Raw genomic sequence first — 16,702 nt, 5'->3', positions numbered from 1 at the left:
TAACCTCCTTTTTTGCGTTGTATTTGTTGAATTAATATTCTGAATTAATCACAACCTCTTCACCAAAGCGACCTGCTTTTGGTAATGGTTGGTAAGATGAGTTTGCCGCACGTAAAATACGAACACCGCGAATACCTAACTCATGTGCTGCTGCGATATCGGCATCAGCATCACCATAATATATGGTAAGTTTGTGATCACGCATCCAGCTCACTTTATTATTTTGCCCTGGTTCATCACCCGCAAAAATAACAGGTTGCATTTTATCCGCAGGTATCGCTAAACCTTCTTGAACATATTTCGTCACTGTTTCCGTTTTTGTTTTCGTACGGCCAGTAATGAAATAAACAGTGTCACCGCGCTCTAAGTGCATTTTGACTAAATCAATACCCACTTGTTTTGGCATACTGAATTTGTCCCACTCATTATTCATTTTTTCCCAAAATTGTTGATTTTTGAGGTAGCTAAAATCGTTAGGTGAGAACTCTAATTTACCACGGTAAAAACCTGGACTTGAAAATAACACCGTATCATCGATATCAAACCCAACAGCCATAGGTGCTTTCCCTTCTAGGCTTTGTTTAATTTGTTCGATGGAAACCCAATGAATAGGCTGTTGTTGAGCAAGTTCAACAACGGTAACGCCGGGGCTTACGGTTTCTGGCATTGGAATTTTTGCTTGAGAGGTTGCCGTAAAACTCAATGCCAATGCAATCGCACTCAAAGTCAGTGTTATTTTTTTCATATTTTGTCCTTATTCAGGTTTATCCACTTAAACCATTCTTTATTTATCTGGATAAACTGGGTAAGTAATAGGTTTATCTGTAAATTTATCTTTATTATCAGTTAGCAACCCAACATTTTGTGAGTTACATCTCATAAGAATGGGCATACTAAGACTTTTTATTACATTAAAATGAGACAAACATCTCATAAACATTATCTATTATTAATAGGTTTCATAATAATGTGAACTAGACCATTAATTTTCTAATTATCTATGTGGCATATAACTATTACTGAAAGATGAATTTATAAGATTGGTGATTACTGGAGTGGATGATTATTGGCGTGACCGCATAAAAAAACGCAGAGGAATTACGCTCTGCGTTTTTTATACTGAATAAAGAATAGCAAGTTTAGATGCGAGTACGACGTTTCGCCGTTGGTCTTGATGATTGACGTTTTGATGCCGGACGCGATGCAACTTGTGTATGGCGTTTTACTGCACGGCGAATTTGGTTTGCTTTAATGCGACGTTGATCGCGCTCAACCGCAACCTTACTTTCCGTTTCCACCGGCAGTTCCACCAGCTCACGGAGATAGTTGGTTTGCTCTAAACCAAGTTCCGTCCATCCTCCACGTGGTAAACCTTTAGGTAAGTCGATATCACCATAACGCACACGGATTAAACGGCTGACTTGTACACCAACAGATTCCCAAAGGCGACGAACTTCGCGGTTACGTCCTTCTGTTAAGGTGACATTAAACCATTGGTTCATCCCTTCTCCGCCACGGTAAGAAACCGTTTTAAAAGAGGCTGGGCCATCTTCCAACTGTACACCTTGTGTTAATTGACGAATTTTTGCATCGTTAATTTCACCAAACACACGCACTGCATATTCACGTTCAACTTCACGGCTAGGGTGCATTAAACGATTAGCGAGCTCACCGTCTGTTGTGAATAACAATAAACCACTAGTGTTAACATCTAAACGGCCAACAGCAATCCACCGCGCCCCTGTTAACCGTGGTAAACGGTTAAAAACAGTTGGGCGCCCTTCAGGATCATGACGTGTGCATAACTCACCTTCTGGCTTGTAGTAAGCCATTACACGACAGATTTCCTTTTCAGGCTCTTTGATTGCTAATAAACGACCATCTAAACGAATTTTTGTTGCTGGTGTGACTTCAACACGGTCCCCTAGTGTCGCAATTTTGCCATCAACACTAATACGACCCGCTTGCAGGAATGTTTCGATTTCTCGACGAGAACCATGCCCTGAACGAGCAAGGATTTTCTGTAATTTTTCAGTTTTTTGCGGTTTTACGCTCATGTAACCCTCTGCTGTCGCCTTCACAGGCGTCAAATATCTTTTTGGCGCGCTATTTTTGCCGCGCCAAACAATAATGAATTTGAAAACCCGCGCATTATACACAGGTTTGTCCTGAACCCCTATTACTTATCTGTATATTGCACATTCAATACAATTTTAGTTAGTTCAGTACTGAACCTTAAGCTTCGATATATTTATACCTACTCAAAAGGCGTTGGATCCCCTGTTCCGACTCGCGCCACAACAGGCGTATCATCAGTAAAGTCAATCACAGTTGTTGGTTTTTGCCCAATATAACCACCATGTATCACCAAATCGACTTGTTTATCGAGTAAATCGCGGATTTCCTCAGGGTCTGATTGAGTGAAATCATCACCTGGCATAATCAAACTAGTTGACATCAACGGTTCACCAACAGCTTCGAGTAAATCTCGAGCTATCGGGTTCGACGGTACACGTAAACCAATAGTTTTACGTTTTTCATTCATTAAACGCCGTGGAACTTCTTTCGTTGCCCGCAAAATAAAGGTGTAATTACCTGGTGTATTATTTTTAATTAAACGGAAGACAGTATTATCAACATGCGCATAATTCGATAGCTCAGAGAGATCTCTGCACATTAATGTGAAATTATGGTTAGCATCAAGCTGACGAATCCGACAGATACGTTGTAAAGCATCTTTTTCTTCTAAACGGCATCCAATGGCATATCCTGAATCTGTAGGATAAACAATCACTCCGCCTTTATTTAAAATTTCAACACTCTGGCTAATAAGTCTTGCCTGAGGATTGTCCGGATGGATATAAAAAAACTGGCTCATACATACCTCTAATTTTTGGGTATCGACAGCATCACCCGGCAAAAATACCTATAAATGCTACTATCTTTGAATTCCATAAGATGACTTACTCATTAATAAATCATCACTTATAATAATTATTTTACACTGCATTATTAATACATCAATTAATTAGCTGTTTTTACTGTATCCCAAAGTGTCCAAACAGCCTTGTCATCATCGGGCAACCATAAATTTCTGCCAAGCTCTATCCAAGAGCAAGGCCGATGAAAATCTGAACCAACGGATGTATACAAATTAGCATTATTGGCCAATTCTGCTAAATATTGCTTTTCATTTGGCGGTTGCTGGCAGTGAGAAACCTCCATAGCATCACCACCGCACTGTTTAAAATACGCAACCAACCGTTTTAACCATTTATTGGATAATTGATATTTAGACGGATGCGCTAATACCGCCATTCCCCCTGCGGCATGGATTGCGTCAATTGAGTCTTGAATTGTGCACCACTTCGCAGGCACATACCCTGTTTTCCCTTTCGATAAAAAACGTTTAAATACATTATTAATCGTTTTTTCTTTACCTATTTTCACTATATATTGTGCAAAATGTGCCCGCGTTACCTGCCCACCGCCAGAAATACGTTGTGCATTTTCCCATGCATCGTCAATGCCTGCTTTTTGTAACCGCCTGCCCATCTCAATACCACGCTCTAAACGATGCTCTGATTGTGTTTTTAACAATTGAACCATCGCGGGATGTGAAGGCGAAAAATTTAAGCCCACTATATGTATTTCAATATTCTCCCAAAGTGTCGAAATTTCAACGCCATTGACTAGCTCAATTGGCCGCTCATGTTCAGCAAGATAGCGGCGAGCCTCTAATACACCTTCACAGGTATCGTGGTCGGTAATCGCTAAAATATTAACCCCTTTTTCAACCGCACGTTCGATTAACTCAGCAGGAGTGAGGTCACCATCCGAAGCATTTGTATGGCTATGTAAGTCATAGCGAGTCACTAATGGCGGCGAGGCTGTCGACATATTGATATCTTCTCCTATTTCCATGAAAAACTATTTTTCCTAATAAATTAATAAAGTCCTTGACATAAATAGCGCGATCCAGTTAACTAGTACGCAAGACGGCTAAAGCTAAAAATAATCAGTTTATCCAGTGAGGCATACAATGACTTTATTAAACTTATCAAATCGTTGGTGGCGTGACTTCCCAAATTGGGCGGAAGCCGCACGCGCATAGTTATTGTATGTTTCAGTGCCAAACCCGCCCTTCCTAGGCGGGTTTTTTTATGTCAAAAATTAGCGTAAGGCAACATAATGAACGAACAAAACACCACATTAGCACATTTTAAGTATCTGGATAGCCCAATTAATTATCAGCCTGACCCAACATTATTATTTAATCATTTGTGTCATCAAGTTCCATCAACAATGCTGTTGGAATCCGCTGAAATTAATAATAAAGCCAACTTGCAAAGCTTATTGATTGTCAACAGCGCGCTACGTATTCGTGCTTTTGGCCAACAAGTTGAAATAGAAGCGTTGACGCCAAATGGCCAGGCCTTATTACCTAAACTGTTAGCTCAATTAACAGATTTAATCATGCATCATAGCATGCAAGAAAATAGTTTGACGGTAACGTTCAGCCAGCCTGGACAAGATTTAGACGAAGACAGCCGCCTGAAGGCTGCATCTAGCTTAGACGTTTTACGTGCACTACCCGCTCTTGCACAAGCCTATTCCACAAAACCTGAAAATCTGTTTGTTGGTGGGTTGTTTGCTTATGATTTAGTCGCGAGTTTTGAAGATTTACCCAAGGTAAATACCGTTAATCACTGCCCTGATTACTGTTTTTTTGTTGCTGAGCATTATTTAGTGATCGACCATCAAAATCAGGCTGCACGTCTAAAAAGTTGCCTATTTACGCAAAATGAGCAAGATGTCGAAACTGTTACGCAGCGTCACGCTCAAATTATCGCTTCGTGCCGGCCGTTCTTGCCAGCGCTTCCTTTAGCAACTGCGCCTGACTTTGCCGTCTCGGTAAACAAAAATGACCCAGAATATGGGGAAATTGTCACCTCATTAAAAGAAGCCATATACCGTGGGGATATTTTTCAGGTTGTGCCTTCTCGTAAATTTACGATGCCATGCTCACATCCCTTAATTGCGTACCAAAAACTCAAAGCACAAAACCCAAGCCCTTATATGTTCTACATGCAAGATGACGCATTCACACTCTTTGGGGCTTCACCCGAAAGCGCACTCAAATATGCGACAGCAAATCGCAAAGTGGAAATTTATCCAATCGCCGGAACTCGCCCTCGTGGACGAAATGCCCAAGGTGAATTAGACCTTGATTTAGATAGCCGAATTGAGCTTTCCATGCGTTCTGATGAGAAAGAGCTTGCTGAACACATCATGCTCGTTGACTTAGCACGTAACGATTTAGCGCGTATTTGTGAAGCGGGTAGCCGTTACGTTGCTAACCTAACTAAGGTTGACCGCTATTCTTTCGTGATGCATTTGGTTTCTCATGTCGTGGGAACATTACGCCAAGATTTAGATGTTTTTCATGCATATCAAGCCTGTATGAATATGGGAACGTTAACGGGTGCACCAAAAGTAAAAGCAATGCAGCTGATTGCGCAATATGAACAAGAGCGCCGAGGATCATACGGGGGGGCTGTGGGATATTTTCAAGGAAATGGTGATTTTGATACTTGCATCGTTATTCGCTCCGCCTACGTAGAAAATGGCATTGCCACTGTACAAGCGGGAGGTGGTGTCGTTCTAGACTCCATACCTCAAGCTGAAGCCGATGAAACCCGTAATAAAGCACGTGCGGTGATCCGTGCAATTGCCCAAGCACACCAAGTTAAGGAGTTATTCTAATGGCGAATATTTTACTGCTCGATAACGTTGACTCCTTTACTTATAACCTGGTAGACCAACTACGTGCGGGTGGACATCAGGTGGTTATTTATCGCAACACCGTCAGTGCAGAACATATTTTATCTGTATTAAATCAAATGGTTTCACCTATTTTAGTCTTATCACCCGGTCCAGGAAAACCTAGTGAAGCAGGTTCAATGCCAGAAATATTGATGCGCGTAAAAGGCAAAATTCCTGTTATCGGTATTTGCTTAGGTCACCAAGCTATTGTTGAGGCCTATGGTGGAACTGTCTCTGCTGCAGGTGAAATTTTGCATGGTAAATCCTCAATAGCCACACATGATGGATTAGCCATGTTTAACCATCTTGAAAACCCAATATCAGTGGCTCGCTACCACTCTCTTGTTGGTAGCCAAATTCCGGAGAGCTTGACCATTTGTGCTCAGTCAAATGGCATGGTCATGGCTGTACGTAATGATAGCGATAGAGTTTGTGGATTCCAATTTCACCCAGAATCCATTTTAACAACCCAAGGTAAACAGTTGTTAGAAAACACCGTGGCATGGGCTCTTTCTACTCCCAATGCAATCGAATCCACTCATTCGCACTAACGGAATACTAAAGAGCCAATTATGCAAAATATTTATAATAAATTATTTAAAGCGCAGCCGCTAACTCAACAAGAAAGCCAGTACTTGTTTAATGCCATTATTCAAGGTGAATTAACAGAACCTCAGTTAGCCGCTGTGTTAATCAGTATGAAAATGCGTGGCGAACAACCACAAGAAATTGCGGGTGCCGCTCTAGCTTGTTTAGAAAATGCACAACCCTTTCCCCGCCCTGACTACCTATTCAGTGATATCGTTGGTACAGGGGGAGATGGTGCAAATAGTATTAATATTTCAACGGCAAGTGCCTTTGTTGCTGCTGAATGTGGTATTAAAATAGCCAAGCATGGTAATCGTAGTGTTTCGAGCCGTTCAGGTTCTTCAGATTTACTGGCTGCCTTTGGTATCGCTCTTGATCTCAGTGCGCAAAGCGCTCGTGACGCATTAGATGAGCTTGGTGTTTGTTTTTTATTTGCACCGCAATACCATAGTGGGTTCCGCCATGCGGCCCCTGTACGCACTCAATTGAAAACCCGAACGTTATTTAATGTATTGGGGCCATTAATCAATCCGGCTCGTCCGCCAATTGCCCTTATAGGAGTTTACCAAGAATCATTAGTAAAACCGGTGTCTGAAACATTACAGATGCTTGGTTTCACCCGTGCAGCTGTGGTACACAGTGGAGGGATGGATGAGGTTTCATTACATGCAGTAACTCAAGTCGCTGAGTTAAAAGATGGCAAAGTACAACATTACCAATTAACTGCAGATGATTTTGGGCTAGCACCGTATCAATTACGTGACTTAGAAGGCGGAACACCAGATGAAAACCGCTTATTACTTAGTAACTTGCTTCAAGGCCATGGGCAAGCTGCTCACGAAGCTGCTGTAGCGGCCAATGTCGCCATGTTGATGCGTATTAATGGCCATGAAGACTTAAAACAAAACAGCGAACACGCACTCGCAATTATTCGTAGCGGTAAAGCATTTGACCGCGTCACAGCACTCGCGGCAAGGAACCAATAAAATGAAAGCGACAGTCTTACAAAAAATTGTTGATGATAAAGTTGATTATTTAATCGAACGCAAAGCCAAGCAGCCATTAGAAAGCTTTATTGCTGGTATTCAACCTAGCCAGCGTAGTTTCTATAACACACTAAGCGCAAAACGCCCTGTATTTATTTTAGAGTGCAAAAAAGCATCGCCTTCAAAGGGGTTGATTCGTGCTGACTTCGATCCCGCTGTGATAGCTAAAACTTATGCGCACTACGCATCCGCGATTTCCGTTCTTACTGATGAAAAATATTTTCAAGGGAATATGGATTACTTAACGATTGTCAGTAATACCGTAAAACAACCCGTGTTATGCAAAGATTTTATCATTGACCCATACCAAATCTACCTTGCACGTTACTACCAAGCGGATGCCATTTTACTCATGTTATCTGTCTTAAATGATGATGAATATAAAGCGTTAGCAGAAGTCGCTCATCAACTTAATATGGGAATATTAACGGAAGTCAGTAATGAGGAAGAATTAGAGAGAGCAATTCGGTTACAAGCCAAGGTTGTTGGTATCAATAACCGTGATTTACGTGACCTTTCTATTGATTTAAACCGAACTCGTGAACTCGCACCCCGCTTAGCGCAGGGTACCATTGTGATCAGTGAGTCAGGTATTCATCAACACCAACATATTCAGTCGCTGAAACAATTTGCGAATGGTTTTTTAATCGGTAGCGCCTTAATGGAGCAAGCTGACCTAGATAAAGCCATTCGAAACTTGTTAGTGGGAGAACATAAAGTCTGTGGTTTAACCCGCGAGCAAGATGCAAAAGCCGCATTTGAAGCGGGAGCACACTATGGTGGATTAATTTTTGCTGAAACTTCCCCTAGAAAAGTGACATTGTCACAAGCGCAGAATATCATCCATGCAGCGCCTTTAAAATATGTCGGTGTTTTCCGCAATCAGTCCGCGGATTTTGTTGCCCATATCGCCAAGCAACTTGCATTATCTGCGGTACAATTACATGGTGAAGAAGATACTTCTTATATCAATACGTTAAAAACATTTTTACCAAACTACTGTGAAGTTTGGAAGGCGCTTGATATGTCACGAACAACTCTAAATGACTACGACACACAAGGTATTGATGTGTTATTGCTGGATAATGGCTCTGGTGGTACTGGCAAAACCTTCGATTGGTCAGCAATCCCCTCGTCCACAACACAGAAATTAATGATAGCGGGGGGGCTTACCCCTGATAACTGCTTAGACGCAGCTAAGTTACTGTGCAACGGATTAGACTTTAATTCAGGGGTTGAAATTGAACCGGGTATAAAAAGTCAACAAAAAATAAATTTGGTGTTGTCAACGTTGTTAGCCAAATCAACGGCTCATCAATACACAAAGAAATGAAAGACTCCAACACCAATTAATGTAACTGATAAAATGGACAATAAATAATGAGCAAATTAGATCCGTATTTTGGCGAGTTTGGTGGGCAATATGTCCCAGAAATTCTTATTCCTGCATTAAACCAATTAGAAGACGCGTTTATCGACGCACAGAATGATGATGAATTTATTCGTGAGTTTCACGACTTACTAAAAAACTATGCAGGTCGCCCTACTGCGCTAACGTTATGTAAAAATTTAACTGCAGGTACAAAAACAAAATTATATTTAAAGCGGGAAGATTTACTGCACGGCGGTGCCCATAAGACTAACCAAGTATTAGGCCAAGCACTACTTGCTAAGCGAATGGGAAAAACTGAAATAATTGCAGAAACAGGGGCTGGGCAGCACGGCGTTGCGACAGCACTGGCTTGTGCATTACTGAACATGAAATGCCGTATTTATATGGGCGCCAAAGATGTAGAACGCCAGTCTCCCAATGTATTTCGAATGAAATTAATGGGCGCTGAAGTTATTCCAGTTTACAGCGGTTCAGCCACATTGAAAGATGCCTGTAATGAAGCATTAAGGGACTGGTCTGGCAGCTATGATAAAGCTCATTATTTATTAGGAACCGCGGCGGGGCCACACCCTTACCCAACAATTGTACGTGAGTTCCAACGTATGATTGGTGATGAAGCAAAACAACAAATTCTCGAAAAAGAAGGCCGTTTACCTGATGCTGTCGTTGCCTGTATTGGTGGTGGTTCAAATGCAATCGGCTTATTTGCCTCTTTTATTCCAGAAGAAGATGTGAAACTAATCGGTGTGGAACCTGCTGGATTAGGTATTGAATCCGGCCAACATGGTGCCCCGTTAAAACATGGCCGTGTCGGGATTTATTTCGGTATGAAATCGCCAATGATGCAAACCAATGAAGGTCAAATTGAAGAATCCTATTCTATCTCTGCAGGATTAGATTTCCCTTCCGTCGGCCCTCAGCATGCCCATTTAAACAGTATTGGTCGTGCTGAATATGTTTCCATTACCGATGATGAAGCCTTAAATGCTTTTAAATTATTATCACGTAAGGAAGGAATTATTCCTGCATTAGAATCATCTCATGCACTCGCTTATGCATTAAAAATGGCAGAGCAAGAACCTAATAAAGAACAGTTATTAATCGTCAATTTGTCTGGCCGTGGTGATAAAGATATTTTTACGGTACATGATATTTTAGCCAGCAAAGGAGAAATCTAATGGAACGCTACACCCAACTTTTTGAACGTTTAGCTCAGAATAACCAAGGCGCATTTGTTCCATTTGTCACTTTAGGTGACCCAGATGCTGAGTTATCATTAAAAATTGTCGATGCTTTGATTGCTGGTGGTGCTGATGCATTAGAGATTGGTATTCCATTTTCTGATCCACTGGCAGATGGCCCAACTATCCAAAATGCAAATTTGCGTGCATTTAAAAGTGAAATTACCCCAACAATTTGTTTCGAACTACTCCGTCGTATTCGAGAAAAACACCCTACTATTCCTATTGGCTTATTAGTCTATGCAAATTTAGTTTTTACGAATGGTATTGAAAATTTTTATATTCGCTGCGAAAAAGCAGGTATTGATTCTGTATTAGTTGCAGATGTCCCTATGTCTGAATCAAAACCATTTCGCGAAGCGGCGCTAGCTCACAATATTGCACCCATTTTTATTTGCCCACCAAATGCTAATGATGAGCTACTGCAACAGATCGGGAAATATAGCCAAGGTTATACTTATTTATTATCTCGTGCAGGCGTGACAGGTACTGAAAAAAGAGCAGAAATGCCATTGACTCACTTATTGAGTCAATTAAACCAATATAAAGCGGCTCCCGCCCTACAAGGTTTTGGAATATCAGAACCTGAGCAAGTCGAAGAAGCGATTAAAAATGGTGCTGCAGGCGCAATTTCAGGTTCAGCTGTGGTTAAAATTATTGAAAATAACCTACATCGCCCTGACGTTATGCTTAAATCATTAACTGAATTCGTTGCAAAAATGAAAGCAGCAACACAAAAATAGATAAGGAATAAATAGTAATCAAGTCATATTTAAAATTAATGGCTTGGTTACTTAAAATTATAAAAAATAGTCTTAAATAAACTTTACCTAGCCTTCTATAATTAAATTTCAAACCAATTTAAATATAATAGATATCAATTAACTATTAATTAGCTATTGATTAAATATCTAAAATTTAATAATCATAATATTTACTAATCGAATCCATTAATATAAAAAATAATACTTACGTATTTACACACTGGTAAATCCCCCTATCAAATCCACAGCAGAGTAAACCTTATCTATTGATTTTACTAACAATAATCAGTCACTAAATATAAAACACCATTTATATCAGAATATAATTATTTTAAGCTATTTGCACCCGTATGATTCAACTTAAGTACAATTAAATTTTAATAAAAACAAATATCACGGATAATCTTCATGCTTTAATGGAATTTTATTTAGCTATTTTTAATTTTATCTATAGTCTATTTTAGGGATATTTATGAAACAGCCTACCACTCATCCTATGATGAAAATCAAACCACTCTTTTTAAGTGTATCTGTTATTTTAGGGTCAATATCTGTTGCTCACGGCGCCGTTGTTAATACAAATGGTGCTGGTGTAATAAATCAAAGTAATGGCCCGACTATCGTTCATATTAAAGGAGCTAGTGACAAAGGTGTCTCACATAACATTTATAGCCAATTTGATGTTGACCAAAAAGGGGTTATTTTAAATAATAGCGCAACAAATACGAATACCAGTTTAGGCGGACAAATCAATGGAAACCTAAATTTAAATAATGGTAATGGCCCTGCAAAAGTCATTTTGAATGAAGTTAATTCATATAAGGCAAGTACCCTAGGCGGAATGATTGAAGTTGCAGGTGATAAAGCACAAGTTATCGTTGCTAACGCATCTGGTATCACATGTAATAATTGTGGTTTTATCAACACAGACCGAGTAACTCTAACAACGGGTAAACCAATTGTTGCTGGCGGTGAAGTTCTTGGCTATAACGTTGAAAAAGGCCAAATTATTATTAATAGCCGCTTAAAATCAGACTCCCCGACGGATATCATCGCTCGTTCTGCGGTGATCCAAGGTGATATCCACGCTAAAGAAATTAATGTCGTCGCAGGTAATAACTTTGTCGATGCCAAAGGTAATTTCGTGACTAAAGTTCAAGGCGTTGGAAATGCAACTCGAATTGGTGTCGATGTAGCCGCCATGGGTGGTATGTATGCTGACAAAATTACCTTAATTTCAACTGAAAGTGGAACTGGTGTTTCCAATAACGGAAACCTAGCTGCCGGAATCGGTGGAGTTAATATTGATTCAACTGGCTTAGTGTATAACCAACGCGGAAAAGTAAATGCCAATGGAAACATCAATATAAAAACCAATGGGTTATATAATAATTCCACTATTATAGCTAATGGCGATGTTGATATTGATTCTCAAAGATTAGTTCTAAGTAATGTGAATGGACAGATTAAGTCTAATGGCGGTAATCTCAAACTCGCTTCAGCTTCGAGTATTGATAACCGAAATGGTATTGTCCATGCTCAAAAAGACATGAATATCTCAACTGCAAATGTTGTTAATACTAATGGTTCAATCAAAACTAATAGTGGAAATATTGCAATCCGTGCAACAGGCAAGATTGATAATAACTATACCTTACGTAGTAATGTTGTTAATGCAGACGAACGAGGAATTCGAGCAGGTGGTAATGGTAGTTTAACTATAGAAACAACCACCCTAGCAAACGATAACTCAACATTATTAGGTCGTGATATTACAATAAATGCTCGTAATACTGTCACTAATAATAATAACTCTCAAATTTCAGCAAAAAGAAGAATCGATATAGATACTATTACGTTACAAAATAGTAACTCATTGATTAAATCTAACAATGGCCCAATCAATATCACCTTGGGAAGTAACCTAGTAAATAATGGTTATTCTTCAATTGATAGTGGAAAAGCCTTAAATATTAATGCTCATGTTGTTAATAACCAAGGTTCACTAATTTCTGGTGCAGGTAAGTCCAAGTTTGATGTGTATTCCCTTAACAACCAATATGGTTTTATCAAAGGAAATAATATAGACATTAAAGCAACTTACTTAAACAACCTCAGAGGTTTAATTTCTGCTGATTCTAATGTCGTAGTTAATGCAACAACTGTAGATAACAGCTATGCTAGCGGTTTTAATGCTTATGCTAGCAAATACGGTGTTTCCGGCCAAACGGGTGGTATTTATACCAAAGATGGTTCTATTACTATCAAAGCAAATGGCATAAATAACAACTCTGGTGTGATTGTTTCAGATGCACAGGAAAAGGCTGGAAATAAAGGCGATATTAATATTACACTAAGAAATGACCTTGATAACCGTAGCGGAAAAATTCAAGGTGCTAATGATGTCAATTTAGATCTTAATAAGCTAGATAATACCAAATCAGGTTCAATTCATGCTGGCAAAGATTTAAACATTGATGCCTTTACTCGCGTAGATAATAACACTGGACGCTTAAGTTCAATGAACAAAACTACGATTACAAGTCCTATAATTTACAATAGCCCTACTGGACAAATCCTAGGTTCAATGATTGTTTTAAATACACCTTATTATTATTAATTAGGTCAAATAAGGAGGCTACTAGCCTCCTTATTTTATTACGCCAATACGGAGTGATATTAAAATAGTATACACCATTATTTTAATATCATTGACAAACCTTAAAGCTTTCTAATGTTTACTTATTTTTAAAGCAAGACAAAATAGTTTAACTCTAAGTAAAAAAACTTATTTAATCTAATTTAGTGTATTTACTAGACATTGATTTCATTAAGAATTAATCAAACCACCAAAGATTAAATTATATTAGTTATATTTTCAGTAGTAATCCCAAAAAGCATTTACACTAACTCAATCAATTTAATTAATTTTTATTTATTATAAATTTAACGCATAATTAAATTATGTAAAATAAGAAAATTAGCAATAGGTTTATTATAGGGATATACATGTACTCATTTCAAAACAAAGGACTGATGGAGATTAAACAAGAAAATTCTGATGTATTTAATTAATAAATAATCACATCGGCAATTTATTAGTCTTTATATCATAAAAATAACTTTAATCTTTATTAAAATTAATGTGGTGCACATGAATTTTCGATTTATTTTTTTATTATCAACTTTAACTTCTTTGCCTTTAGCTGCATCAGCTAATACCGCACAAATTATTGACCAACAAATTAATAACCAAGCTAGCCAAGATCGTTCTCGCCAACAACAGACTCAATTAGAAGCTAAAGATGCCTTAGGTAAAACTAGAGAGCGTTCAAATAATATTTTAGTTTTTGATGATGAGAAAGATTGTTTTCAAATGAAACAGGTTATCTTACTCTCTGAGCCTAAACTCCCTTCTATGCGACCTCTAGAAGCTTATGCAAACCAAGTTGTTGGTGTATGCATTGGTATTAATGGCGTTGAAACTTTAGCAAAGGGCTTACAAGATAAAATAATTAAATCAGGCTATGTCACAACACGAGTTAATATTCCAGAACAAAACATCAGTGAGGGTATTTTAACGCTTCAGATTATTCCAGGTAAAGTTGCGAATGTAAAACTTGCAGAAGGTAGCGACACCTATATTACATTAGGTGCGATTATGCCTGCTAAAGAAGGGGATATTCTGAATATTCGTGACATCGAACAAGGCTTAGAGAACCTTGAGCGGATACCTGGTGCTAAAGTGAATATAGAGCTAGCACCGGGTAAAGAGTTTTCCACATCTGATATTTCCATACAAAGAGAAAAATCATCTCACTTTAACGTAGGTGGATATTACAATAACTCAGGAAGCCGCCAAACGGGTAAAGATCAAGTCGGAGTGACTTTGTATGCTAACAATTTAACGAGCTTAAACGACACAATATATGTTTCAGCAGGAAAAAATTTAAAAAACCAAGCCCGCTACAGCACCAGTAATACTGCAATTTATTATGCCGTACCCTACAACTACTGGCTTTTTTCATTGTATGCAAGCAAAAGCGACTATAAACAAACTATTAATGACTCCGTATTTAGCTATAAGTATTATGGTGATAGTAAATATTATAATGCTACGGCGAGTAATGTTTTCTTGCGTGGGCAAACGTTCAAAGACACTGCATCAATTCAATTAATTAAAAGAAAATCAAAATATAAATTAGAGGATGTCGCCCTACTTTCCCAACAACGTGACCTTACCAGCCTTAAGCTCGGTGTTAGCCACCGTCAAAACATCAATAATTCAACTATCGATGCTTCAATATATTACCAACGTAATGTACCTTGGTTTGGTGCCGAAGAAAGCTGGGATATGAAATATGGTGATGTCAGCAAAATGAGCCGTGTTTATACTGCCGATATTTCAGGAATGTTCCCCTTCGCCTTTGACAATTTTATTATGAGTTATAATCCACAACTGTTTATACAATACTCACGAGACCGCTTAACCATTCAAGATCAATTTTCGTTAGGTAACCGTTGGACGGTTCGTGGTTTTGACGAAGAATTTTCCCTAATAGGTGACAAAGGTTTTTACTTACGCAATGAGTTTAACTTTTATATTCCTGGCTTCTCCATCTATCCATACTATGCTCTTGACTATGGACGTGTATTCGGCGGTGTTTATCCGTTAGGTCTCTATTCTGATGACCAATTATTAGGAATGGCTATAGGCATGAGAGGTAATGTTAATATATTTAGTTATGACTTATTCTTAGGTGCCCCACTTTATAAGCCGGATGAATATGAAACCAGTAGCGTCAATGCTGGGTTAAACGTGCAATGGTTTTGGTAATTTAATATTGTAAATTTGAATAATATCTTAAAGCTGAATACGCCACTGTATTCGGCTTTTTTATTTCAAGGTAATTAGTCTTAATATTTTTATTTTTTTATTAATTACCCTAAATAAAGATAATCAATAAGTACCTTTACTTTATTATCACTCTATAACACTAATTAATATATTATAAATATCATTATCATGATTTGTTTCTTTATGATGACCATTTGTTAAATATATGTTCAAGCTTAATGGTAATTGAAAAATCCGAGAATACGAATATTCTCGGATTTCCTACTTCTCTCTAGTCCTTCAGAATTCAGGTATTACCTGTATTGCATCCTATCAAATTCTTAGAAACGGTAACCCGCACCGAACATAAATACAAATGGGTCTAAACGAGTATCGATTTTGTGTGTGTCATTACCCGCTTTAAATTTCACATCTGTTTCAATATTCATCCACCAAACAGAGGCGTTTAACATCCAGTTATCAGTCAGCATGTAGTCCATACCTGCTTGCGCCGCAAAGCCCCAAGAGCTTGATAAATCAAGATCTGATAAACCGTTAGTTTTCCCTGTTGAGTTAAATTTCTCATCAAAGAAGAAGGTGTAGTTAACACCAGCACCTAAATAAGGACGTAATTTATCTTCTTTACTACCAAAATAATATTGCGCCATTAAAGTTGGTGGTAAATGTTTAACAGTTGCAATTGTACCTAAAGGCCCTACGCCAACTTTATGTTCAAACGGAGTTGCTGCTAATAATTCCACTCCGATATTATCAGTGATCATATACCCAAACGTTAAACCTAATTGAGTATTGTTATTAACATCAAATGAACCTAAACCTAATACATTTTCAGAACCCGCATTTGGACGTACCGTTGCAGTACCTGTACGGAAAATAAAGTCGCCAGCTTCATGAGCAATAGAAACTGCTGGAGCTAAAGTTGCAGCAGCTAATACAAGCGCAGTGAGTTTTTTCATTATCAATCCCATTCCTATGTTTTTATTTTA

At 38.5% G+C, this 16,702-nt stretch carries 13 protein-coding genes and 1 other annotated feature; of the genes, 8 read left to right on the top strand and 5 right to left on the bottom strand.

Annotation, left to right across the window (positions count from 1 at the left end; genetic code table 11):
• Positions 1-31: 31 nt before the first annotated feature.
• From aphA to rnm, 4 genes are all read right to left on the bottom strand, one after another.
• Positions 32-745 (bottom strand): acid phosphatase AphA, encoded by a 714-nt coding sequence (aphA, locus tag M1F17_RS10395; RefSeq protein ID WP_004254174.1) that lies wholly within the window; start codon positions 743-745, stop codon positions 32-34.
• Between the two features lie 394 nt (positions 746-1,139).
• Entirely contained in the window at positions 1,140-2,057 is a 918-nt protein-coding gene (rluB, locus tag M1F17_RS10390) for a 23S rRNA pseudouridine(2605) synthase RluB (protein ID WP_036958116.1), read from the bottom strand.
• A gap of 200 nt (positions 2,058-2,257) precedes the next feature.
• Entirely contained in the window at positions 2,258-2,878 is a 621-nt protein-coding gene (locus M1F17_RS10385; protein ID WP_036957701.1) for an L-threonylcarbamoyladenylate synthase, read from the bottom strand.
• A gap of 146 nt (positions 2,879-3,024) precedes the next feature.
• Positions 3,025-3,924, bottom strand: a complete 900-nt coding sequence (rnm, locus tag M1F17_RS10380) for an RNase RNM (protein ID WP_318836965.1) — start codon at positions 3,922-3,924, stop codon at positions 3,025-3,027.
• 139 nt (positions 3,925-4,063) lie between these two features.
• Positions 4,064-4,165, top strand: a sequence feature (Trp leader region).
• Between the two features lie 26 nt (positions 4,166-4,191).
• Here rnm and M1F17_RS10375 point away from each other — a divergent pair.
• From M1F17_RS10375 to M1F17_RS10340, 8 genes are all read left to right on the top strand, one after another.
• Complete coding sequence (locus M1F17_RS10375) at positions 4,192-5,766, top strand: anthranilate synthase component 1 (RefSeq protein ID WP_004254166.1); 1,575 nt, start codon at positions 4,192-4,194, stop codon at positions 5,764-5,766.
• On the top strand, positions 5,766-6,377 hold the full coding sequence (locus tag M1F17_RS10370) for a glutamine amidotransferase-related protein (RefSeq protein WP_004254165.1): 612 nt from the start codon (positions 5,766-5,768) through the stop codon (positions 6,375-6,377). The genes M1F17_RS10375 and M1F17_RS10370 overlap by 1 nt, the downstream gene beginning before the upstream one ends.
• Before the next feature lie 21 nt (positions 6,378-6,398).
• Positions 6,399-7,400 carry an anthranilate phosphoribosyltransferase gene (gene trpD / locus M1F17_RS10365; RefSeq protein ID WP_318836964.1) on the top strand — a complete coding sequence of 334 codons (1,002 nt, stop codon included), beginning with the start codon at positions 6,399-6,401 and terminating at the stop codon, positions 7,398-7,400.
• Between the two features lies 1 nt (position 7,401).
• Entirely contained in the window at positions 7,402-8,793 is a 1,392-nt protein-coding gene (trpCF, locus tag M1F17_RS10360; protein ID WP_318836963.1) for a bifunctional indole-3-glycerol-phosphate synthase TrpC/phosphoribosylanthranilate isomerase TrpF, read from the top strand.
• A 47-nt stretch (positions 8,794-8,840) separates the two neighbouring features.
• Entirely contained in the window at positions 8,841-10,031 is a 1,191-nt protein-coding gene (trpB, locus tag M1F17_RS10355; protein ID WP_094960531.1) for a tryptophan synthase subunit beta, read from the top strand.
• Positions 10,031-10,837 carry a tryptophan synthase subunit alpha gene (gene trpA, locus M1F17_RS10350; RefSeq protein ID WP_318836962.1) on the top strand — a complete coding sequence of 269 codons (807 nt, stop codon included), beginning with the start codon at positions 10,031-10,033 and terminating at the stop codon, positions 10,835-10,837. Before trpB ends, trpA begins: the two co-directional genes overlap by 1 nt.
• Positions 10,838-11,330: 493 nt before the next feature.
• A complete protein-coding gene (locus M1F17_RS10345; protein ID WP_112307130.1) occupies positions 11,331-13,478 on the top strand; it encodes a filamentous hemagglutinin N-terminal domain-containing protein in 2,148 nt (715 codons plus the stop codon).
• 534 nt (positions 13,479-14,012) lie between these two features.
• Positions 14,013-15,695 carry a ShlB/FhaC/HecB family hemolysin secretion/activation protein gene (locus M1F17_RS10340; RefSeq protein ID WP_004254154.1) on the top strand — a complete coding sequence of 561 codons (1,683 nt, stop codon included), beginning with the start codon at positions 14,013-14,015 and terminating at the stop codon, positions 15,693-15,695.
• A 341-nt stretch (positions 15,696-16,036) separates the two neighbouring features.
• Here M1F17_RS10340 and ompW read toward each other — a convergent pair whose 3' ends face one another.
• Positions 16,037-16,672, bottom strand: a complete 636-nt coding sequence (gene ompW / locus M1F17_RS10335; protein WP_004911104.1) for an outer membrane protein OmpW — start codon at positions 16,670-16,672, stop codon at positions 16,037-16,039.
• Between the last annotated feature and the right edge of the window lie 30 nt (positions 16,673-16,702).

The sequence above is a fragment of the Providencia sp. PROV073 genome (genome assembly GCF_033688125.1).
In the GTDB taxonomy this organism is placed as follows: Bacteria; Pseudomonadota; Gammaproteobacteria; order Enterobacterales; family Enterobacteriaceae; genus Providencia; species Providencia hangzhouensis.
Note: the sequence above shows the minus strand (reverse complement) of the source record. Positions and strands in the feature narration are given on the sequence as shown.